Source organism: Burkholderia sp. B21-005 (assembly GCF_020843965.1).
Taxonomy (GTDB): domain Bacteria; phylum Pseudomonadota; class Gammaproteobacteria; order Burkholderiales; family Burkholderiaceae; genus Burkholderia; species Burkholderia ambifaria.
Genome location: NZ_CP086302.1, coordinates 1,792,205 through 1,813,431 on the forward strand (window position 1 = coordinate 1,792,205; position 21,227 = coordinate 1,813,431).

19 protein-coding genes and 1 pseudogene are annotated in these 21,227 nt (G+C 69.4%); 11 read left to right on the top strand and 9 right to left on the bottom strand.

Annotated features, from left to right (window positions below; translation table 11 throughout):
* Positions 1-2: 2 nt before the first annotated feature.
* The 5 genes from LMA02_RS24485 (at position 3) to LMA02_RS24505 (ending at position 4,506) form a co-directional block, all read left to right on the top strand.
* The gene (locus LMA02_RS24485) at positions 3-1,046 is read left to right on the top strand and encodes a CmpA/NrtA family ABC transporter substrate-binding protein (protein ID WP_228907849.1); all 1,044 of its coding nucleotides are present in this window, start codon (positions 3-5) and stop codon (positions 1,044-1,046) included.
* A gap of 164 nt (positions 1,047-1,210) precedes the next feature.
* Positions 1,211-1,810: a uracil-DNA glycosylase family protein gene (locus tag LMA02_RS24490; RefSeq protein WP_228907850.1), complete on the top strand. Its 600-nt coding sequence runs from the start codon at positions 1,211-1,213 to the stop codon at positions 1,808-1,810.
* Between the two features lie 32 nt (positions 1,811-1,842).
* Positions 1,843-2,631, top strand: coding sequence for a YkgJ family cysteine cluster protein (locus LMA02_RS24495; RefSeq protein WP_228907851.1), 789 nt, complete (start codon positions 1,843-1,845; stop codon positions 2,629-2,631).
* 105 nt (positions 2,632-2,736) lie between these two features.
* Positions 2,737-3,678, top strand: a complete 942-nt coding sequence (locus LMA02_RS24500) for a helix-turn-helix transcriptional regulator (protein ID WP_228907852.1) — start codon at positions 2,737-2,739, stop codon at positions 3,676-3,678.
* A 129-nt stretch (positions 3,679-3,807) separates the two neighbouring features.
* Positions 3,808-4,506, top strand: a complete 699-nt coding sequence (locus LMA02_RS24505; protein WP_228907853.1) for a fumarylacetoacetate hydrolase family protein — start codon at positions 3,808-3,810, stop codon at positions 4,504-4,506.
* 118 nt (positions 4,507-4,624) lie between these two features.
* Here the strand turns inward: LMA02_RS24505 and LMA02_RS24510 are convergent, their stop codons facing one another.
* From LMA02_RS24510 to LMA02_RS24525, 4 genes are all read right to left on the bottom strand, one after another.
* On the bottom strand, positions 4,625-5,836 hold the full coding sequence (locus LMA02_RS24510) for an MFS transporter (RefSeq protein WP_228907854.1): 1,212 nt from the start codon (positions 5,834-5,836) through the stop codon (positions 4,625-4,627).
* Between the two features lie 142 nt (positions 5,837-5,978).
* The gene (locus tag LMA02_RS24515) at positions 5,979-7,031 is read right to left on the bottom strand and encodes an RNA-guided endonuclease InsQ/TnpB family protein (RefSeq protein WP_228907855.1); all 1,053 of its coding nucleotides are present in this window, start codon (positions 7,029-7,031) and stop codon (positions 5,979-5,981) included.
* Positions 7,032-7,251: 220 nt separating this feature from the next.
* A complete protein-coding gene (locus tag LMA02_RS24520; RefSeq protein ID WP_228910001.1) occupies positions 7,252-8,877 on the bottom strand; it encodes a trypsin-like peptidase domain-containing protein in 1,626 nt (541 codons plus the stop codon).
* 273 nt (positions 8,878-9,150) lie between these two features.
* The gene (locus LMA02_RS24525; RefSeq protein WP_228907856.1) at positions 9,151-10,026 is read right to left on the bottom strand and encodes a LysR family transcriptional regulator; all 876 of its coding nucleotides are present in this window, start codon (positions 10,024-10,026) and stop codon (positions 9,151-9,153) included.
* Between the two features lie 148 nt (positions 10,027-10,174).
* On the opposite strand from LMA02_RS24525, the gene LMA02_RS24530 reads away from it, so the two are divergent.
* Together LMA02_RS24530 and LMA02_RS24535 are read left to right on the top strand one after the other, a co-directional pair.
* Positions 10,175-11,428 carry an MFS transporter gene (locus tag LMA02_RS24530; protein WP_228907857.1) on the top strand — a complete coding sequence of 418 codons (1,254 nt, stop codon included), beginning with the start codon at positions 10,175-10,177 and terminating at the stop codon, positions 11,426-11,428.
* An 83-nt stretch (positions 11,429-11,511) separates the two neighbouring features.
* A pseudogene (locus tag LMA02_RS24535) lies at positions 11,512-11,622 on the top strand (transcriptional regulator); the annotation flags it as partial.
* Positions 11,623-11,635: 13 nt separating this feature from the next.
* Here the strand turns inward: LMA02_RS24535 and LMA02_RS24540 are convergent.
* A complete protein-coding gene (locus LMA02_RS24540) occupies positions 11,636-13,108 on the bottom strand; it encodes a PLP-dependent aminotransferase family protein (protein ID WP_228907858.1) in 1,473 nt (490 codons plus the stop codon).
* Between the two features lie 186 nt (positions 13,109-13,294).
* Between LMA02_RS24540 and LMA02_RS24545 the strand changes: the two genes are divergently transcribed.
* Entirely contained in the window at positions 13,295-14,494 is a 1,200-nt protein-coding gene (locus LMA02_RS24545) for a GNAT family N-acetyltransferase (RefSeq protein WP_228907859.1), read from the top strand.
* A 23-nt stretch (positions 14,495-14,517) separates the two neighbouring features.
* Here LMA02_RS24545 and LMA02_RS24550 read toward each other — a convergent pair whose 3' ends face one another.
* The gene (locus tag LMA02_RS24550; RefSeq protein WP_228907860.1) at positions 14,518-14,970 is read right to left on the bottom strand and encodes a DUF3331 domain-containing protein; all 453 of its coding nucleotides are present in this window, start codon (positions 14,968-14,970) and stop codon (positions 14,518-14,520) included.
* A 491-nt stretch (positions 14,971-15,461) separates the two neighbouring features.
* Here LMA02_RS24550 and LMA02_RS24555 point away from each other — a divergent pair, with 491 nt between their 5' ends.
* The 3 genes from LMA02_RS24555 (at position 15,462) to LMA02_RS24565 (ending at position 18,353) form a co-directional block, all read left to right on the top strand.
* A complete protein-coding gene (locus LMA02_RS24555) occupies positions 15,462-16,526 on the top strand; it encodes a 2,3-butanediol dehydrogenase (RefSeq protein ID WP_228910002.1) in 1,065 nt (354 codons plus the stop codon).
* A gap of 221 nt (positions 16,527-16,747) precedes the next feature.
* Positions 16,748-17,404, top strand: coding sequence for a VC0807 family protein (locus LMA02_RS24560; protein WP_228907861.1), 657 nt, complete (start codon positions 16,748-16,750; stop codon positions 17,402-17,404).
* An 82-nt stretch (positions 17,405-17,486) separates the two neighbouring features.
* Complete coding sequence (locus tag LMA02_RS24565; RefSeq protein WP_228907862.1) at positions 17,487-18,353, top strand: CPBP family intramembrane glutamic endopeptidase; 867 nt, start codon at positions 17,487-17,489, stop codon at positions 18,351-18,353.
* 45 nt (positions 18,354-18,398) lie between these two features.
* Here the strand turns inward: LMA02_RS24565 and LMA02_RS24570 are convergent, their stop codons facing one another.
* From LMA02_RS24570 to LMA02_RS24580, 3 genes are all read right to left on the bottom strand, one after another.
* The gene (locus tag LMA02_RS24570; protein ID WP_126225509.1) at positions 18,399-19,379 is read right to left on the bottom strand and encodes an aldo/keto reductase; all 981 of its coding nucleotides are present in this window, start codon (positions 19,377-19,379) and stop codon (positions 18,399-18,401) included.
* A 236-nt stretch (positions 19,380-19,615) separates the two neighbouring features.
* Positions 19,616-20,287: a MarC family protein gene (locus LMA02_RS24575; RefSeq protein ID WP_166724366.1), complete on the bottom strand. Its 672-nt coding sequence runs from the start codon at positions 20,285-20,287 to the stop codon at positions 19,616-19,618.
* A 121-nt stretch (positions 20,288-20,408) separates the two neighbouring features.
* Positions 20,409-21,209 (bottom strand): enoyl-CoA hydratase-related protein, encoded by an 801-nt coding sequence (locus LMA02_RS24580; protein WP_228907863.1) that lies wholly within the window; start codon positions 21,207-21,209, stop codon positions 20,409-20,411.
* Positions 21,210-21,227 lie beyond the last annotated feature (18 nt).

Here is a 21,227-nt window from a genome sequence, read left to right on the forward strand (position 1 = left end):
CCATGACACCTTCGCCTCCCGCCGCGCCGGAACGCGCGCATCTTCGTCTCGGGTTCGTCGCGCTGAGCGACGCGGCCCCGCTGATCGTCGCGCAGCAGCTGAATCTCGGCGCACGCCATGGCCTGACGCTGGAACTGAGCCGCCAGCCGTCGTGGGCCGCCGTGCGCGACAAGCTGCTGACCGGCGAGCTCGACGCCGCGCACGCGCTGTACGGCCTCGTATGCGGGCTGCAACTCGGCATCGGCGGCCCGCAGACCGACATGGCCGCGCTGATGGTGCTGAACCGCAACGGCCAGGCGATCACGTTCGCGCGCGGCCTCGCCGACGCGTATCGCGAAAGCGGCGACGTGCGCGCAGCGCTCGCGACGCTCGGCCGCAAGCCGCTGCTCGCGCAGACCTTCCCGACCGGCACGCATGCGATGTGGCTGAATCATTGGCTCGCGTCGCACGGCGTCGATCCGCTGCGCGACGTGCGCAGCGTCGTGATTCCGCCGCCCGAGATGGTCGCGGCGCTCGCGAGCGGCGAGCTCGACGGCTTCTGCGCGGGCGAGCCGTGGCACGCGGTGGCCGAGGCCTGCGGCGCGGGCCGGACCGTCGCCGTCACGAGCGAGATCTGGCCCGATCATCCGGAGAAGGTGCTCGCAGCCCGGCGCGAATTCGTCGCGCTGTATCCGGCCACGGCGCGCGCGCTGATCCGCACGCTCGTCGATGCGTGCGCGTGGCTGGACGATCCTGCGCACCGCCGCGAGGCGGCCGGCTGGCTGGCGTCGCCCGACGCGCTCGGCGTGCCGGCCCGGCTGATCGCGCCGCGTCTGCTCGGCGACTACGGCGCGGGGCCGTTCGCGCAGCCGCCGCTGCCGATCCGCTTCCACGACGGCGGCGCCGTGAACCGGCCGGATCCGCGCGACGGCCAGTGGTTCCTGTCGCAATACCGGCGCTGGGGCATGCTCGACGGCACGCACGACGACGCAGGGATCGCCGCGGCGATCGCGCAGACGGCGTTGTATGATGCTGCGGTCGCCGAAGGCGGTTCAGCGGACGCGTGATCCCGATACGCGGGATGCCGGCATCACAGGGCCGCAGAACCGACGCACCGGGCAATGCCGGCGCCCTGCGGAACGCCTGACGCGATGCGCCGGGCGGCCCAGGCCCCAGCGCCGCCCGGACGCCCAGGTATCCGCGCCGCCCCTTCCGTCCCCGTTCAGAATCGATGCCGAAACGAACGCGCACGCCGCTCCACGTGCTGCTCACTGAAATCCGCGCGTGCCGCGCCTGCGAAGCCGACCTGCCGCTCGGCCCGCGTCCCGTCGTGCGCGCCCATCGCGACGCGCGCATCCTGATCGTCGGGCAGGCGCCCGGCGCCCGCGTCCATGCGAGCGGGATCCCGTGGGACGATGCGAGCGGCAAGCGGCTGCGCGACTGGCTGGGCGTCGACGCCGACACCTTCTACGACGAGACGCGCTTCGCGATCGTGCCGATGGGCTTCTGCTACCCGGGCCGCGGCGCGAGCGGAGACAACCCGCCGCGCCCCGAATGCGCGCAACTGTGGATCGACCGGCTGATCGCCGAACTGCCGTCGATCCGGCTGACGCTGCTGATCGGCCAGTACGCGCAACGGCATTTCCTGCGCGACACGCGCAAGGCGACGCTGACCGACACCGTGCAGGCGTGGCGCGACTACGGCCCCGACGTGCTGCCGCTGCCGCATCCGTCGCCGCGCAACCAGGCGTGGTTCAAACATCATCCGTGGTTCGACGCCGAGGTCGTGCCCGAGTTGCGCCGGCGCGTCGCGCCGCTGGTGGCAGGCTGACGGCAGCCGCTCGCACCGCGCTTCCCATCGATATGAATCAGAACGACATCGACTTTTCATGCACCGGCTGCGGCCGCTGCTGCCACGACCTGCGCATCCCGCTGACCATCGCCGAGGCCGTTGCGTGGCTGCGGCGCGGCGGCCACGTGGAGCTGCTGTGCGACGCCATGCCATGGCCCGTCGAACCGGCCGCCGACGACGCGTTCGCCGCGTACAAGCGGGCACGTTCGTCGCCCGCGCTCAGCGGCACGCTGCCGATACGTGTCACCGCCATGCTCACCGCGTCGCATGCGGGGCCGTGCCCGAACCTGCGCGACGACCTGCGCTGCGGCATCTACGACGAACGACCGCTGGTGTGCCGGATCTACCCGGCCGAGGTCAATCCGTTCGTGCCGCTGATGCCGGACGGCAAGCAGTGCCCGCCCGACGCCTGGCAGCACGCGCCGCTCGCCCGTCACGGCACGATCATCGATGTGCAAACGCGCGAGAACATCGCGCGCTCGCGGGAAGCAAGCGCGGCGGAGGCGCCGCTGCGCGCGCGACTGTGCGCGGCGCTCGGCATCGACGCCGCGGCCGTCGCGAACGAAGGCTTCGCGATTCATGCGCCGCCCGCCGACAGGCTGCTGTCCGAACTGAACGCGCTTGCCGATCCGTACACGGCGGCGGCGATGGCCGACGATCGCGCGACTCCGGCGTGGACGCTGCTGACGAATCGCGCCGCGACTGCCGACACGCTCCGCTCGGTCGGCGCATCCAGCCGGCTCGCAAACGACGAGGCCGGCACCCGCTGCCGCTACCTCGGCTTTCATCCGGCGACGTAATTCGCCGTCGCCGAGCCGAGCGCGTGAATCGACCGGCGGATTCCGGCCGCGCGCGGTTCGCTGTACCATCGCGGCTCAACCGCGTCACGAACAGCAGAATCCTTCATGCCCTCCACCGCCCCGCCGCGCCTGTACGGGATGCCCGAACGCAGCGACCGGCTCGATTTCTACATCCGCGACCAGGCGTCGCGCCAGGCGATCACCGAGCCGCACCGTCACGCCTATTTCCAGATCCAGTTCAACCTCGGCGGCGACACCGAGCAGCGGATCGGCGGCGTCACGCGGCCGTTTCCGCGCGGCGCGCTCGCGTTCGTGCTGCCGCACCGCGAGCACCTGATTCCGCATCCGGACGGCGCGCACTTCATCGTGATCAACTTCAGCCAGGCGTTCCTGCGCGCCGATCTCGACGTCGATCCGCTCGATCTCGAGGACGTTCCCGCGCACCGCTTTCCCGAGCTGACGCCATTCCGCTTCCAGGAACATCTCGACTTCATCCTGACCGGCGACGCGTTCGACGAGGCGCGCCGCCTAGCGCTGTGCATGCTCGACGCCGACCGCGCGCGCACGTTCGGCTCGACCACGCTGCTGCGCGGCTACCTGCTGCAGTTGATCGGGCTCGTCTGCACGCAGTATGCGGGCGCGCTCGACAAGCTCGCGCAGCGCGGCGCCCAGCGCGCGGGCCGGCGCGACGCACTCGCGCGCGTGCTGCGCCACGTGCGCGCGAACCTGACCCGCGAGGACCTGACGCTCGCGGCCACCGCCGAGGCCGCGTTCCTGTCGCCGAACTACCTCGCGCATCTGGTGCGCAAGGAAACCGGCAGCACCTTCACCGATCTCGTGACCGAGCGCCGGATCGCGCTCGCACAATCGCTGCTCGCGCATACGAGCCGCCGCATCGCGGACATCGCGCGCTCGGTCGGCTTCCGCGACGAAGGGTATTTCGCGCGGCGCTTCCGCGCGCGGGTCGGCGTGTCGCCGAAGGCGTACCGGGACGCCAACGCCGCGTTGCCGGACGCCGACGCGGCGCCGGCGGCCGGCGACGCGTAGATTTGTCCGGTTAAAACGCAGTTGCGTCGCATCCGGGCGCGCACGCGTCGGGTATCGTTCCATGCATGCCGGCCCGCGGCGCACTGCGCGGGCGGCGGCATCCGTCTTTCCATCGAACGAGGCCATCCGATGTCCGCATACGTCATCGACGCTTCCGAGCGTCCTTCCGTCGAAGTCGATCAGTCGTCCGCGCGCTTTCCGGTGCGCCGCGTGTTCTGCGTCGGCCGCAACTACGCCGATCACGCGCGCGAAATGGGCGCCGATCCCGACCGCGAACCGCCGTTCTTCTTCACGAAGCCGGCCGACGCGATCGTCCCGGCCGGCGGCACCGTCCCGTATCCGCCGCTGACCAGCGACCTGCATCACGAAATCGAGCTGGTCGTCGCGATCGGCAAGGACGGCCGGTCGATCGACCCGGCCGATGCGCTGTCGCATGTGTGGGGCTATGGCGTCGGCGTCGACCTCACGCGCCGCGACCTGCAGGCCGAGGCAAAGAAACTGAGCCGGCCGTGGGACTGGGCGAAGGGCTTCGACGCGTCGGGCCCCGTGACCGCGCTGCGCTCGGCGAGCGTCACCGGCCATCCGGCAAGCGGGCGGATCTGGCTCGCGGTGAACGGCGAAACGCGCCAGCAAGGCGATCTCGCCGACATGATCTGGGCCGTACCGGACGTGATCGCGTACGTGTCGCGCTCGGTCGAGCTGAAGGCCGGCGACCTGATCTTCACCGGCACGCCGGCGGGCGTCGGCGCGCTGCAGCCGGGCGATCGCGTGACGGGCGGCGTCGATGGGGTAGCGACGTTCGAGTTCGTGATGGGGGCGAAGCCGTAACGGGATATCCAGGCCCACGCGACGCGACGTCCATCCGACGGCCGTTGCGTCGATCCCTGCCGATCCGGGCGGCGAAGCCATCGCGCCGGATCGGCCTGCCGTTCATGCCTGCCGTCGATCACGCATCCTGTTCGCGTGCGTCGAGGATTCGGATGCACCCCGCGGCCGCCAACGCGATTGCCGCGGCCAGCAGCATCACGACCAAAGGCGCATAACCCGCGTTGCCGACGGTCAGGACCGCGCCCGTCAGCGACGACAGCGCGGCTCCGCCCGCGATCGTCATCGCCCCGACCAGCCCCGATGCGCTACCGGCCAGATCCGGCCGCACCGACATCGCGCCGGCATGCGCACCGGGATTTGACAGCCCGTTGCCGACGCCGATCAGCACGCACGGCCCGAACCATGCGATCGCATGCGTCGCACCGCCAAAAAACAGCGCGAGCCCGATCACCGGTCCCATGCAGGCGACCACGCGTGCGCACAGGATCGTCGCGGCGAGCGGATAGCGATGCGCGTGACGCGCGGCCAGAAAGCTGCCGCACACGAAGCCGACCGTGATCGTCCCCATGTACAAGCCAACTTCCGCCGGCGGGATGCCGAACTTCGCTTGCGCGGCGAGCGGCGCGCCGGCCAGGAACGCGTAGAACGCGCCGGTTGAAAATGCCATGCAAAGCGCATACGCCCAGAAGCGGCGCGCACGCAGCAGCGCCGGATACGCGCGAAGCTGATGGGCAAGAGTCGTGGCGCGCTTCGTATGGGTCTCCGCGAGATCGAACCCGCACCAGCCGAGCAGCGCGATACCCGCTGCGCCGAGCAGCCAGAAGCTCGACCGCCAGCCGACCGTCTGATCGAGCGCGCCGCCGAGCGTCGGGCCGATCATCGGTGCGAACGCGGCCGCCATCGCCGCGTAGCCGATGCGGCTCGCCGCGCGTTCGCCGCCGGTGGTGTCACGCAGTGTCGCCATCGACACCGGATAGACCGACGTGATCGCCGCCTGCATCAGCCGGCACGCGAGGAACATGCGGATATCGGTCGCCATCGCGCAGCCCAGCGACCCGAGCGTGAAGACACCGAGGCTCGCCAGCATGATCGGCCGTCGCCCGAACCGGTCCGACAACGGCCCCATCACGAACTCGAGCGATGCGGCAACCGCCGCGTATCCGCCGAGCGCGAGCGCGACGAGCCCGTAGTCGGCGCGCAGGTCGCGCGCGATCGCAGGCAGCGACGGCAGCAACATGCTCAACGGCAGCACGGAGAACGCGCACAACAGGATCAGCGTCGCGTGTCGGGGCGAAGCCGGTTCGGAAGCGATCGGCAGGTTCGGTTGCAAGCGGATGCCCTCCTCGCACGCGCCGCGTGGCCGTGCGCGATGCAAAAAAAACCCCCGAGCAAGTCGGGGGCGCATGGGTGCCGGCGCGGTGCCGCTACCGGACCCTGCGCCTGCGTACTACCACGTTGACGTCCTCACCCGCCTAAAGGCAGGTGATTCCCACACCTGGCGATGCACGTCCGCATCGGAGAATGTTCATCGCAGCGTTGGTATCTCGATCATGCACGACACCACAGTCACTGCAGGCCCACTCTCTCATTCTCAGTCCCGCGATACCTTTCGGCCGCGTCGTGCTGTCTTTCGATCCGCACGACGAACAGGACTGGGTAGAACCGCTTTCGTCCACTTCCTCGAACGTGGCCCCGTGCGCGATCGCTTTGTAACGGAGCTTGTTTCGGAAGGACGACCAGGACGCGTCGTAGACGCTCTTCGCCATCCTGGTTCTGGCAAGTTTGACGGCAGACACATTGCCGACCGCGAGGTAATCGAAACGCCGCACCAGATCGAGCGCGAGCTTATGCTGGAAATCGGCACGGGCATTCGCGACCTTGGCGTGCAACTTCGCGATATGCCGCTTGTGCTTTCGCGCCCGTTGAGCCTTCGCCAGTTTCTCCGCCGCGCGTCGGCCGAATCGGTCATTGGGCAGCTTCTCGCCCGTCGAAAGTGTGGCGAAGTCTTTCAGGCCGAGATCGATGCCAACACCGGAACGGACCGGGCGGGCCTGAACATCGGGCATCTCGATCACAATGTTGAGAAACCAGTTGCCACGCGCATCCTGCGCAAAGTTGGTCCCGTCCTTGATCTTGCCTTCGGGAAGCGGGCGGCTGTTGAACACGCGAAACGTGTTGCCGGCGAAGCGAAACGCATCACCTTCGCGCTTCAGGTCACGCCCCTTCAGCGGCACCCAGCCAAGCGACTTCCTGCCGCGATAGCGCAGGTAGGGCCGACGGTGCTGACTGCGCGACTTCGCGTATTGCTCGCACGTCGCGTTGATCGTGCCGGAGTGGATGCCGAGCGCCTTGCTGCTCCCCGTCGTCAGCACGTTCAGATCGAATCCCGTCGGCCACTTCTTGCTCCACTTGAGCGTGTGCTTCTGCGTGTCATTGCAGAAGTTCCAGACGTAGTTCACCGCACGGCTCTGCTTGTTGAGCAGTCCGTTGAGCGACTTCACGCGGTAGCGGTAGACAAGAATCATGCAGGTGATCCTAACCCGTGCAAGAAGCTGCCTGTCAACAGCACTCCTTTCCTTCCCGCCATCCGCCCCGAAGGAAGTCCCCTTGGGGGAAATGGCGGGGTTTCTCGGAGCAAATTCTGATGAAGTTTGCCGCTTTCATGCCGGATGGCTCCTGAATGCCCGAATCATGGGCAGCGATGTCGGACGATGGTAGGCGCACGCCGCCGCTCCCGTCAACGCCCTACCGCGCCCGCACGGACACGAACTTGCGCGCGTTCTCGCGCTGGATCAGCACGGCGATCACGCCGCCGCTCGCTTCGAGCGCCGGCACGTCTTCCGGCGTTTCGAGCAGCGTGTCGTTGAGTTCCAGCACGACGTCGCCCGGCCGGATGCCCGCGCGCGCGGCCGGCCCGTGCACCGCATCCACCATCATCCCGACCGCGAGCCCGGTCGAACGCCGTTCGGCATCGCTCAGCGGATGCATCGTCAGCCCGAGCCGATCGCCACCATCAGCCGGCCGTGCGGCGGCCATCGCCACGCCGGCGGCGCCGGCAGCACCTACCGTGCCTGCGCTGCCCGTCGCGGGCGCGTTATAGGTCGCGTTATAGGTCGCGTTGTAAGCCGCGTTGTCGATCGCGTCACCGGCCGCCGCTCCCGTGACCGTCAGCCGCATCGACGTGCGGTTGCGGATCAGCCGCAGCGGTGCCTTCCCGCCAGGCGGCAACGCGGCGGCCAGGTCGTTCAGCTCGGCAGACTGGCCGATCGGCTTGTCGCCGAACTGCACGATCACGTCGCCGGGCTTCACGCCGGCCGCGGCGGCCGGCGAGCCGGGATCGACGCCGTTGACGAGCGCGCCGACCGGACGCGGCAGCCCGAACGCGGCGGCCAACCCGGCGCCCACATCCTGAACGTCGACGCCCAGCGCGTTGCCCGACGACGCGCGCTGCGCCTGCGCGTTGGTCCGCATCTGCGCCTGTGCTTGCGCACGCACCTTCATGGCGAACGCGATCGGAATCGCGAACGTCGTGCTCGCGTAGCGGTCGGCGCCGGTATACACCTGCACCGCGATGCCGATCACCTCGCCCGCGCGGTTGAACACGGGGCCGCCCGAGTTGTCGGGATTCACCGCGATGTCGGTCTGGAAGAACGGAAACGCGGTGCCGTCCGGCAGCGGATGCGACGTCGCGCTGACGATGCCGGCCGTGACCGTATTGCCCGAGCCGTCCGGCGCGTCGATCGTCATCACCGGTTCGCCTGCGCGCACCCGAGCCGAATCGCCGATGCGCACGACCGGCAGCTTCGTCGCGTCGACGCGCAGCACCGCGACGTCGCTCTGCGGATCGACGGCCAGCACCGTCGCCTTCAGGTCACGACGATCGGCCAGTCGCACCGTGACGTCGGTCGCGTCGGCGACGACATGCGCGGACGTCAGGATCAGCCCGTCGGCACTGACGATGAAGCCCGAGCCGCTGCCCGCGATCGCGCGCGGCGACGTATCGGGCAATGGCGCCTGCGGGCCTTGCCCGGACATGGGTGGTGGCGGCGGCGGCGGCGGCGCGCCGCGGCGGAAGAACCCGGCGAGCGGATCGTCGGGTTCGAGAATCGCGAAGGACGGCCCGCCGGGCTGCTGGTCGGGGCCGGTGGTCATGATGGTCACTACCGCCGGGCCGTAGCGATCGACGATCGCCGGGAAGTCGACCGGCGTCGAGTAAGCCCGTGTGGCGGGCCTGCTTTTCATGACAGGCGGTGTGGCGGGCGTCGCGACGGTCCCGGCACGGGTTGGCGGCGACGACGACAAAATGCCGGCGAATACGCCCCCGATCAACGCGGTGCGAAGCACGGCGCGAGCAAGCGTCTGGCGAACCACGGTGCACCTCCCCCGGCAGTCGCGGCGACGTCCCGCGCGAGACACGCGGACGCCCGGCAGGCGCCGGTACACGCATCCATTTATAGTCCACGCCGCCTCGGCGATACACGATTCGAAACCCGAATGCCGAGCGGTCGAATGGCGGCAAAACCGCGACAGCGTTCGTTCCGGGCAAGTTTCGCGGTTCGTCAATCAGAATATTCACCGCAAATTGCATGCGATGCGCGTGGCCGCGATAGGTCGCGCACCGCCGTCGCGCACCACCGTCCCGCGCTACCAGGCAAGCGCCAGAAAATTGCGCACCACCGCCGACGGATCGTCGCGTCGCGACGCGATCGCCAGCCTCGCGCGCAACCCATTGCCCGCGACGAGCCGATACACGACGCCCGCGACCTGCACCTGCGTAATCGCCTTCGGCACGATCGACACGCCTAGCCCGGCCGCGACGAGCGTCACCGCCGACGTGATCTGCGGCGCGGGCTGCGCCATGCGCGGTTGAAACCCGGCGGCATTGCACGCGGCGACGATGTCGTCGAACAGCGCGCTGCCGGCTTCGCGCGGCACTTGCACGAACGCCTCGTCGGCCAGCTCCGCCAGATCGATCCGACGCCGCTGCGCGAGCCGATGCCCGACCGGCAACGCGACGAACATCGGCTCCTCGTCCCAGTCCGCTGCCAGCAACGTATCGGCGATACGCCGCTCGGGACGCACGATCGCGACATCGAGCCGCCCGGCCTCCAGCGCCTCGAGCAGCACGCCGGAGGTCGCCTCCTGCAACGTCAGCTCCGTGTCCGGAAACGCTTCGCGAAAGCGGCGAAGCAGGTCGGCCACTTTCGAATTGAACGCCGCCGTCCCGGTAAAACCGACGCGAAGCTGCCCGATTTCCCCGCGCGCGGCCCGCTTTGCCGCCCGTGCCGCGCGCTCGGCGTCGTCGAGCACGCGCCGCGCCTCTTCCGCGAACACCTCGCCGGCAACGGTCAGTTCAGCGCCGCGTGCGGTCCGCTTGAACAGTTCCACGCCGAGTTCGCTCTCGAGCGCCTTGATCTGCTGGCTCAGCGGCGGCTGCCCCATGCCGAGCGTTTCCGCGGCCTTCGTGAAGTTCGACGTGGCAGCCACGGCCAGAAAATATCGGAGATGCCGAAGTTCCATGCGCGATGTGATCCCGGGGTGGATGGAAGCGCGACGACGCCTCCAGGTCAGTCGTAAAACGTATCGCTACGGTTTCTTTCATATATTGGACATATGTGTGAGCGTGCGCAAGAATTCGGGGTATTCCCTAGCCAATCGGGTGCAAACCATGTCTTCTCCTGCGATTCCGCCCGCCGCGACCCGCATCCCGAACGCCACGCCGGATGCGCTGCCCGCGGGCGTGTCGCCGCGCTCGGCGGCCTACAAGCGCATCGCGCTGGCGCTCTTCCTGGCCGGCTTTTCCACCTTCTCGCTGCTGTACTGCGTCCAGCCGTTGCTGCCCGCGTTCGCGCGCGAATTCCATCTCGGCGCGGCGTCGAGCTCGCTGTCCCTGTCGCTGTCGACCGGGATGCTGGCGGTCTCCATCCTGTGCGCCGGCGCGCTGTCCGAACGCGTCGGGCGGCGCGGGCTGATGTTCGCGTCGATGACGCTGGCCGCGCTGTTCAACGTGCTGGCGGCGATTTCGCCGAACTGGAACCTGCTGCTGATCTGGCGCGCGCTCGAGGGTTTCGCGCTCGGCGGCGTCCCGGCGGTGGCGATGGCCTATCTCGCCGAGGAAATCGCGCCCGACGGGCTCGGGCTGTCGATGGGGCTCTATGTCGGCGGCACCGCGTTCGGCGGCATGGTCGGACGGATCGGGATGAGCGCGCTCGAAGAGTACTTCTCGTGGCGCACCGCGATGCTGACGATCGGCGTCGTCGACCTCGTCGCGGCGATCGCGTTCGTGATGCTGCTGCCGCAATCGCGGCGCTTCATGAAGCGAACCGACCTGACGCTGCGCCATCACCTGCGGCTATGGAACGCGCAACTGCATCACGCGCGGCTGCCGTTCGTGTTCGCGATCGGCTTTCTCGTGATGGGCTCGTTCGTGACGGTGTACAACTACGCCGGGTTCCGGCTGACGGCCGCGCCGTTCAACCTGAGCGCGACCGCCTGCGGGCTGATCTTCGGCGCCTACCTGTTCGGGATGGTGTCCTCGTCGAGCGCGGGCGCCCTCGCCGATCGTCTCGGGCGCGCGCCCGTCCTCGTCAGCGGCATTCTCGTGTTCGCGGCCGGCCTCGCGCTGACGCTGTCGCATTCGCTCGTCGCGATCATCGTCGGGATCGTGCTGATCACGATCGGCTTCTTCGTCGCCCATGCGGTCGCGAGCGGCTGGGTCGGGCACCTTGCCGGATCGGCGAAGGGGCACGCCGCGTCGCTGTATCTGCTGGCCTATTACCTCGGGTCGAGCGTGCTGGGCTCGGCCGGCGGCACGTTCTGGCAGCACGGCGCGTGGGGTGCGGTGGTCGCGTATGTCGCGGTATTGCTCGCATTGAGCCTGGTGGCCGCGCGCCGGATCATTCGCGCGGAACGCGTGCGGTAAGCGGCGGCACGTCACGCACAGGCCGGCACACCGCCCGCAGGCCACTTGCTGCTCGACGCCGCGATCTGCTGTTCGGAGATCCCCACCCTCTCGCGATCGCGACCGAGGCGATCGCCGACTACCAGGAACTCGCGTCGCTACCCTGCTTCCAGTGGCATCACGCGGCCGTTGTGCCGACCGACCACCCGCTGCTCGCGCCGCAGTCGTTCAATCCCCCGCGACCCGATGCGCGATCGCCGACAAGGTCCGCAGCATCGGCGCGAACGCATCGGCCGACGTATTGCCGAAGCCGAGCACGAGCCCGTTGGCCGCCGACGTCGCGTGGAGCGAAAACCCCGACAGTGGAAACGGCCCGATGCCATGCTCGCGCGCCGCTTCGACGATCGCACGGTCGCGATAGCGCGCCGGCAGCCGCAGCGCCAGATGCAGCCCGCACGGCCCGCCTTCGACCTGATGCGGCGCGGTGAATGCATCGTCCAGCGCGGCGAGCAGCGCGCGTCGCCGGTCGCGATACAGCCGGCGCATCCGCCCGAGATGCCGCCCGTACTCCCCCGACTCGATGAAATCGGCGAGCGCGAGCTGCACGTGGCGCGTCCCGCCGCGCAGCATCTCCGGCAGCGCCGGCCGCACCGCGGCCAGCAGCGCGTCGGGCAGCACCAGAAAGCCGATCCGCAGCGCCGGAAACATCGTCTTGCTGAACGAGCCGAGATAGACGACCGGCGAATCGGCCGCGAGCCCCTGCAACGCGCCGATCGGCTCGCCGGTGTGACGAAACTCGCTGTCGTAGTCGTCCTCGATGATCCACGCGCGATGCCGGCGCGCGGCGTCGATCAGCGCGAGCCGGCGCGAGATCGACAACACCGCGCCGGTCGGAAACTGGTTCGACGGCGTCGTATAGACGAGCCGCGGCGTCCGTTCGCGCCAGTCCGCGTCTTCCGCGCGCAGCCCCTCCGCGTCGACCGGCATCGGCACGACGTCGAGATCGGCCGCCTGCATGGCGGTGCGCGCGCCGCGATAACCGGGCTCCTCGACCCAGACCGTATCGCCGGGATTCGTCAGCAGCTGCGCGCACAGCGCGATCGCGCCCTGTGCGCCTTCGGTGATCACGATCTGCTCGGGATCGCAGCGCACGCCCCGCGTCACGGCCAGGTGGCGCGCGATCGACTCGCGCAGTGCGCGCTCGCCGAGCGGGTCGCCGTACGCGAGCAGGTCGCGGCCGGCGCGGCGCAGCGCGCGGTCGATCGCGTGCCGCCACGCATCGATCGGGAAATGCGACAGCGCGGGCACGCCCGGCCGAAAGGCGTCCGACTCGCCGGTGCCGATCAGGCTCGGACGCATCCGGCCGAGCCGTTGCGCGACGACCGGCGGCGCGGCCCGCCGACGCGGCGCCGCCGGCCGCGACAGGCCCACCACGCGCGTGCCGCGACGATCGGATTGCAGGAAGCCTTCGGCAACGAGCTGCTCGTAGACGGCCGCCGTCGTGTTGCGCGACACGCCGAGCGTCTCGGCCAGCGCGCGCGTGCCGGGCAGCCGCGTGCCGGCCGGCATCGCGCCACCGAGAATCGCGTCGCGCACGCGGCGCAGCAATTGCCGCTGCAAGGAAGGCGCACCGGCCGTGCGCGCGAGCGGCGCGTCGAGCGGCAATAGCGGCGCGGTGCTGGAAGGAAGGTCGGTCGTCATCAGGGAATGGCGGCGTGGAGGTCTCGGTGCATGGCGCGGCAATCGATGGCGCAATCACGGCACCGTCGTTGCCCCCCGTGGCACCATAAATTTGTCATTGTCTGGCGCTTCTCATGGTACCTCGCCGGGACTACGATCGTCTGCATGCCGGCATGTCGCCGGCCGCCAACCGAAGCGAGATCGACCTTGTCCACGCTCACCAACGACTTCCAGCAGCCGATCGGCCGCCCCGTTCCCGACTGGTCCGCGCGCTCGCGCCCGGAGCGCATCGTGCTCGAGGGCCGCTACTGCCGCCTCGAACCGCTCGACGTCGACCGCCATGCCGCCGACCTGTACGCCGCGTACGCGCAGGCGCCGGACGGCGCCGACTGGACCTATCTCGCGCACGGTCCGTACGCCGACGAGTCGAGCTACCGCGACTACGCGCGCGGCGCGGCGGCGAGCGCCGATCCGCTGCACTACACGGTGATCGACCGCGCGACGAACCGCGCGGTCGGTACGCTCGCGCTGATGCGCATCGATCCGGCCAACGGCGTGATCGAGGTCGGCTCCGTCACGTTCTCGCCGCTGCTCAAACGCACGCCGATTTCGACCGAAGCGCAGTACCTGCTGATGCAGTACGCGTTCGACACGCTCGGCTACCGGCGCTACGAATGGAAGTGCGACGACCTGAACGAGCCGTCGCGCAAGGCCGCCGCCCGGCTCGGCTTCCGTTACGAAGGCACGTTCCGGCAGGCGATCATCTACAAGGGACGCAATCGCGACACCGCCTGGTTCTCGATCGTCGACGGCGAATGGCCGGCCGTGCGCGCCGCGTTCGAAGCCTGGCTCGCGCCGGAGAACTTCGACGCCGAGGGCGCGCAGCGCGAGTCGCTCGTCGCGATCCGCCACGCGCAGGCGCGTGCCCGCGACGCGGCCGGCCGTGCGAACGACGCGACGCGCGTCACGGTCCGGCCGCTCGTCGCCGCCGACGAAGCCGCGTGGCGCCCGCTGTGGCAGGGTTATCAGAAGTTCTACGAGACCGCGCTGAGCGACGCCGTGTTCGCGACGACGTGGGCACGCCTGATGGATCCCGCCGAACCGATGTTCGTGCTCGGCGCATTCGACGCGTCGGGTGCGCTGGTCGGCATCGTGCACGCGATCTACCACCGCTCGTGCTGGACCGAAGGGCCGTACTGCTACCTGCAGGACCTGTTCACGGCGGCCGACGCGCGCGGGCAAGGCGCCGGCGGCGCGCTGATCGAGGCCGTGTACGAGCGGGCCCGCGAAGCCGGTGCGAGCCGCGTGTACTGGCTCACGCACGAAACCAATACGGCCGCCCGGGCGCTGTACGACAAGCTCGCGAACAACGCGGGGTTCATCCAGTACCGGAAGGATCTCAAGTAACGCGCAGGCGCATCCGGCCGCGTTCAGCCGAGGACGTCGACCGGATCCGCCGCCTCGCCGCAGGCCGGCGCAACGTGACACTCGCCGCCGGCCGCGCCCGGCACCGACGCGGGGCGGATCATCTCGTCGCCGTTGACGGGTACCGGCCGCCGCACCGGCCGGTACACCGGCTCGCCCGGCTCGATCGGCTGCCCCGAGATCGCGCAGCGGCCCGCCTGCGATGCGACGCGCAAGCGCCAGCGTTGCTCGCCGTAATGGCAGCGCCCGCTTTCGCTCCAGCGCACCAGCAAGCCGTTGTCGCCGGCCTCCAGGACCGTGACGAACAGTTGCGGCCGCAACGGTGAAACGCCAGGCGCGACAGGCTCCGGAACCGATGCGCGATCGTCGTTCGCCGACGGCATGACGTCCCGCTCGTCGGCTAGCAGCATGTGATACGACACGTATTCGCAGATCAGGCTTTCGATGAAGTTCGGCATGCTTGACGACATTCCGGGAAGATTGAAACGGGCCGCGCTCCGCGCGATCGGGCTGCCGCAGATGATACAAATTGAAGTTAACTTCAAGTAAAGGGAAACGTGCGCAACGATGCGTTTCGCTGATCGGCACAATGGGCTCGCACCACGGCGTGCGACGGCGACCCCGGCCGAGCCATGCGTCTCGCATTTCGTCTCAAACGGCTGAGACGAATGTCCCGGCGTCTCACGCGAACCACGCCATCGCAATCGCAGCAAATTCCGCGCGCGATTCACGCGGCATCGCCAGATGTCAACGCAAGACGCCCTGCTGCACCGCACACCACCGCCCCGCCTCGCTCGCCACCGGAGCACCGATTCAAGCTGGCCCCGTTCCTGCATATCGATCGCTCGCGCAATCGCGCGACGGACGTACCGGCCGCTTGCCGCGCGTCCGACGACAACCTGACGGAGACAGCAACGTGAGCACACCGGCATCGAACACCGCACCCAGCATGAAGGCCGCCGTCTGGCACGGCCGCAACGACATCCGCGTCGAAGAGGTTCCCGTTCCGGCGCACCCGCCGGCCGGCTGGGTCCAGATCCGCGTGCACTGGTGCGGCATCTGCGGCTCCGACCTGCACGAATACGTCGCCGGGCCCGTGTTCATCCCGGTCGACGCGCCGCACCCGCTGACGGGCCTGAAGGGCCAGTGCATCCTCGGCCACGAGTTCAGCGGCGAAATCGCGGCGCTCGGCGCGGGCGTGTCGGGTTTCGCCCTCGGCGACCGCGTGACAGCCGACGCGTGCCAGCATTGCGGCACCTGCTGGTATTGCAAGCACGGGCTGTACAACATCTGCGAGAACCTCGCGTTCACCGGGCTGATGAACAACGGCGCGTTCGCCGAATACGTGAACGTGCCGGCCGAGCTGCTGTACAAGCTGCCCGACCACTTCCCGACCGAGGCCGGCGCGCTGATCGAACCGCTCGCGGTCGGGCTGCATGCGGTGAAGAAGGCCGGCAACATCGTCGGCCAGACCGTCGTCGTGGTCGGCGCCGGCACGATCGGCCTGTGCACGATCATGTGCGCGAAGGCCGCGGGCGCCGGGCGCGTGATCGCGCTGGAAATGTCGGCCGCGCGCAAACAGAAGGCGCTGGAGGTCGGCGCAACGGTCGTGATCGACCCGAAGGCGTCGGACGCGATCGCGGAAATCAAGGCGCTGACGGGCGGCTACGGCGCCGACGTATCGTTCGAGTGCATCGGGCACACGGCCACCGCGCAGCTCGCGATCGACGTGATCCGCAAGGCCGGCAAGTCTGTGATGGTCGGCATCTTCGAGGAGCCGACGTCGTTCAACTTCTTCGACATCGTGTCGACCGAGAAGGAAGTGATCGGCTCGCTCGCGTACAACGGCGAATTCGCGGACGTGATCCGCTTCATCGCGGACGGCCGCATCGACGTGCAGCCGCTGATCACCGGGCGGATCACGCTCGGCGACATCGTCACGCACGGCTTCGAGGAGCTGGTCAACCACAAGGACCGGAACGTGAAGATCATCGTCCAGCCCGCGACGGCCTGACGAACCCGCGACCGGGCAACCGGGCGATGATCGCCGCGTGACGGCCGGACGCGGCGCCGGGCGGCCCCCGCTAGCCTTGGCGCGACTCGCCGTCCGCCCGGCCCGCGCGCCCGCCCGGATTCGGTGCGTGCACAACGGCGTCGGGTGCGGCGCGCGGGGTCGGACTTCGATATACTCGAAGCGACATCACCGCCCCGCGCGCCACCCGCGCGCCCGCTTCCGTGAAACCACGAGCCGGCCTGATCCTCGAACTCTTCGTCAACCTGGTGCTGCCCTGGGTCGCCTACCGGGTCGCGCATCCGTATTTCGGCGAAACCGGCGCGCTGTACGCGTCCGCGATTCCGCCCATCGTCTGGTCCATCGTCGAATTCATCCGCTCGCGCCGCGTCGATGCGGTGGCCGCCGTCGTGCTGCTCGGCATCGCGCTGTCGATCGCCGGCATGGCGCTCGGCGGCAGCGCGCGCACGCTGCTGATGCGCGAATCGCTCGCGTCCGGCACGATCGGCGTCGTGTTCCTGCTGTCGCTGTTCCGCGATCGCCCGCTGATCTTCTACCTCGCCCGCGCGACGGTCGCCCGCGAGATGGCCGGTGGCGCCGCGCGTTTCGAGACGGTGTGGGCCGAGCAGCCGGGGCTACGCCAGATGCTCCGGCTGATGACCTTCGTGTGGGGCGCATGCATGACGCTCGAGATGCTGCTGCGGCTGTGGATGGTCGTCACCTGGCCCGTCGAGCGCGTGCTCGTCGTGTCGCCGATCATGGGTTACACGGTGTTCGGCACGCTGCTGCTGTGGACCTTCTGGTACCGGCGGCGGATGCGCGAGCGCAACAGCGTCGACATCCCGACCCGCGACGGCGTCACCGAGATCGCCGGCCGCTGAGCGCCCGCCCCGCCCGCCCGGCGGCACGTCACGGTCGTTGGGGTATGATGCGCGGCGTCTCGTTCGACCCATGCATCGCCCCATGTCCCTTTGGCTTCTCCCGTGTGCCACGATCTGCCTCGCGCTGTTCGCTGCCGCCGCGTTCGCGTGGCAGCGCCCGCTGCACGGCCCGAGCATCGCTGTCGCGGCGCTCGGCTATGCCGGCGCGCTGGCGTTCGGCAAACTCTCTCCGATCGTGCTCGCGCCGCTCGCGCTGCTCGTGGCCGCCGCCTGGGGCGTCGCGCCGGGCCGCCCGCTCGCGGTGCGGATCGCCGCGCACGTCGTGTTTGCCGCGCTCGCGATCGCGCTGAGCCTGCACCTGATTCCCGGCTTCCATAATCCACGCGTGATCGAGCCGACGCGCTTCACGCCGGACGCCGTGCCGTTCACGATGTACCTGAATTTCGACAAGCCGCTGGTCGGCCTGTGGCTGCTGTGGGTGCTGCCGTGGGTCATGCCCGACGTCGCGCCGGCGCGCGCGCTGCGCACCGGTGCCGTGGCGGGCGTCGCAACGGCCGCGGTCTGCCTGGCCGGCGCGCTCGCGTTCGGGATGGTCGGCTGGGCGCCGAAATGGCCGGCGTCGGGCTGGATGTGGCTCGCCAACAACGTGCTGCTCGTCACGCTTGCCGAGGAAGCGCTGTTCCGCGGCTACGTGCAAGGCGGGCTCACGCGCGTGCTCGGCCGCTTCGGCTGGGGGCCGTGGGTCGCGCTCGCGATCGGCGCGCTGCTGTTCGGCGCCGCGCACGCGGCCGGCGGCTGGCACTGGATCGTGCTCGGCACAGTGGCCGGCATCGGCTACGGCCTGGCATGGCGGCGCGGCGGGCTGTTCGCATCCGCGCTCGCGCACGCGGGGCTGAACGTGATCCACTTCGGGCTGTTCACGTACCCGATGCTCGCCGCCGCGCGCTAAGCGCCGTGGACGGCGGCGGCGCCCGCCGGTTTCGCTCGGTTGAACTCAGTTGAAACCGGCCACCGCGTGCGGCACGTACGGGCCTTCGAGCGCCGCGATTTCGTCGTCCGTCAGCTTCAGTTCCAATGCGCCGAGCGCATCGTCCAGATGATGCGGCTTCGAGATGCCGACGATCGGCGCGGTGATGCCGCGCTTGTGCGCGACCCACGCGAGCGCGACCTGCGCACGCGGCACGTTGCGCGCGGCGGCAATCGCCGCGACGGCCTCGACGATCGCGCGGTCGGCATCGGCCGTCGCGTCATAGAGCCGCTGGCCGACGTCGTCGCTCTGCTGCCGGCCGGACGACTCGTCCCAGTTGCGCGTCAGCCGGCCGCGCGCGAGCGGGCTCCACGGAATCACCGCGATGCCCTCGGCCTCGCACAGCGGCAGCATCTCCCGCTCCTCCTCGCGATACAGCAGGTTCACGTGGTTCTGCATGCTGACGAAGCGGGTCCAGCCGTTCTGCGTCGACGTATGCAGCGCCTTCGCGAACTGCCACGCGAACATCGACGACGCGCCGATGTAGCGCGCCTTGCCGGCCTTCACGACGTCGTGCAGCGCCTCGAGCGTCTCCTCGATCGGCGTGCCGTAATCCCAGCGATGGATCTGGTACAGGTCGACGTAGTCGGTGCCGAGCCGCTTCAGGCTCTGGTCGATGTCGGTCATGATCGCCTTGCGCGACAGCCCCGCGCCGTTCGGCCCCGGCCGCATCCGGTAGAACACCTTGGTCGCGATCACGACGTCGTCGCGCTTCGCAAAGTCGCGCAGCGCGCGGCCGACGATCTCTTCCGACGTGCCGTCCGAATACATGTTCGCGGTATCGAAGAAATTGATGCCGGCCTCGATCGCGCGCTGGAGGATCGGGCGGCTTTCCGCTTCCGGCAGTGTCCACGGATGCGTGCCGCGCGACGGCTCGCCGAACGTCATGCAGCCCAGCACCAGCTTCGACACGTCCATCCCGGTCGACCCGAATTTCACGTATTCCATCGCTCGCCTCGTCATTGAAGTGGAGTTGCGGCCGGATGCGCGCCACGCTTCGGTGCACCGGGCACGGACGCCGGGGCGTGCATCCGCCGGACGTCGCATGGTATCCCGCGGCGCGCAAACGCGTCGCGCCGCGCTCGCGCGCCGCCGGGCAAGGTCGCGTCGGGTCGAACAGACGAACGCGACCCGCGGCCCGCACGCATCGCGCGGGGCCGGGCCGGATCACACGGAGGAACGAATTACTTGATCTGGTCGGCGAGCGGCCGCAGGAACTCGGAGAACCCGGTCAGCATGATCTGCACGCCGATGCACAGCAGCAGGAACGCGGACACGCGCTTCGCGACCTTGGTGCCTTCGATGCCGAGATAGCGCGACAGCAGCGCGGCGCGGCTGTAGGTCAGCCAGATCACGACCGCGACGAGCGCGGAGACCGAGATCGACACGATGCTCGACAGCATGAATTCCGACAGCTTGTGCGTGCGGTTCGCGTTCAGCGCGATCGCGGTGGCGATCGAACCGGGGCCGACCGTCAGCGGCACGGTCAGCGGGAAGAATGCGCGGGTCATGATCGCGTTCGCGTCGATCGGTTTGACCGGCGTGTCGCCGCCGCCCGGGCCGTCCGGCTCGTTGAGCATCTGCCAGCCCGCGACGGCGACCGCGAAGCCGCCGCCGATCCGCAGCGCTTCCATCGAGATCCCGAAGAAATGCAGCACCGGCGTGCCGGCGAAGAACGCGACCAGCAACACGATGAAGGCGTTGAACGCGACCTTCTTCGCGAGCAGGTTCCGTTCATGCTCGGTCAGCGCCTCGGTGCGTTCGAGAAACAGGAACGCAATGCCGATCGGATTGATGATGCCGATCAGGCCGGTGAAGCCGAACAGGATCTCGGAGATAAGGCGGTCGACGATCATCGGGGCGAGGAAACGATCAGGGCTGGGGCCGGCGGCGCGCCGGAGGTCACGCATTGTAGAGCAAGCGCCCGCGCCCGAGACGCAAATCGCGACCCGGGCCCGGCGGGCCCGCGCCACAGCCTCAATCGGTGCCCGGCTCCCACGCCGGCGGCCGCTTCGCGAAGAACGCGGCGAAGCCCTCCTTCGCTTCCGGCGTGGCCCGCACGCGCGAGATCGTCTGCGCGGTGAACGCCGCACGTTCGTCCGACGGCGGGTACTCGCCGATCTCGTCGAAAAAGCGCTTGATCTCCATCAGCGCGTTCGGGCCGTTGCGGCTCAGTTCCGCGAGCGTCTTGTCGAGTGCTGCGTCGAGCGCGTCGAGCGGCACGGCCTGGTGGATCAGCCCGATCGCGACGGCTTCGCCGGCCGCGAGCTGCGTCGCGGTCAGCGCGAGCCGGCGCGCCTGGCGCTGGCCAACCGCTTCGACCAGATACGGGCCGATCACCGACGGCAGGATCCCGAACCGTGCCTCGCTGACCGAAAAGCGCGCGTGATCGCTCGCGATCACGATGTCGCAGGCCGCGCACAGGCCGACACCGCCGCCGAACGCGTGGCCCTGCACGCGGGCGACCGTCGGCTTCGGGCACTGCCGGATCGCGCGCATCATCGCGGCGAACCGCTCGGCGTCGCGCAGGTTCGCGGCGGCGTCGTTCGCGCTCGCGCGCTGCATCCACTGCAGGTCGGCGCCCGCGCAGAACGCGCGGCCGTCCGAACGCAACATGATCGCGCGCACGTCGTCGCGCCGGCCGAGCGTCGTGAACGCGTCGGTCAGCTCGGCGATCATCGTCTCGTCGAACGCGTTGAGCACGTCGCCGCGCTGCAGCGCGACGGTCGCAATGCCGCGCGCATCGACGGCAACGGCCAGGGTCTTCAATCCATCCATCGAACAGGTTTCCTCGGG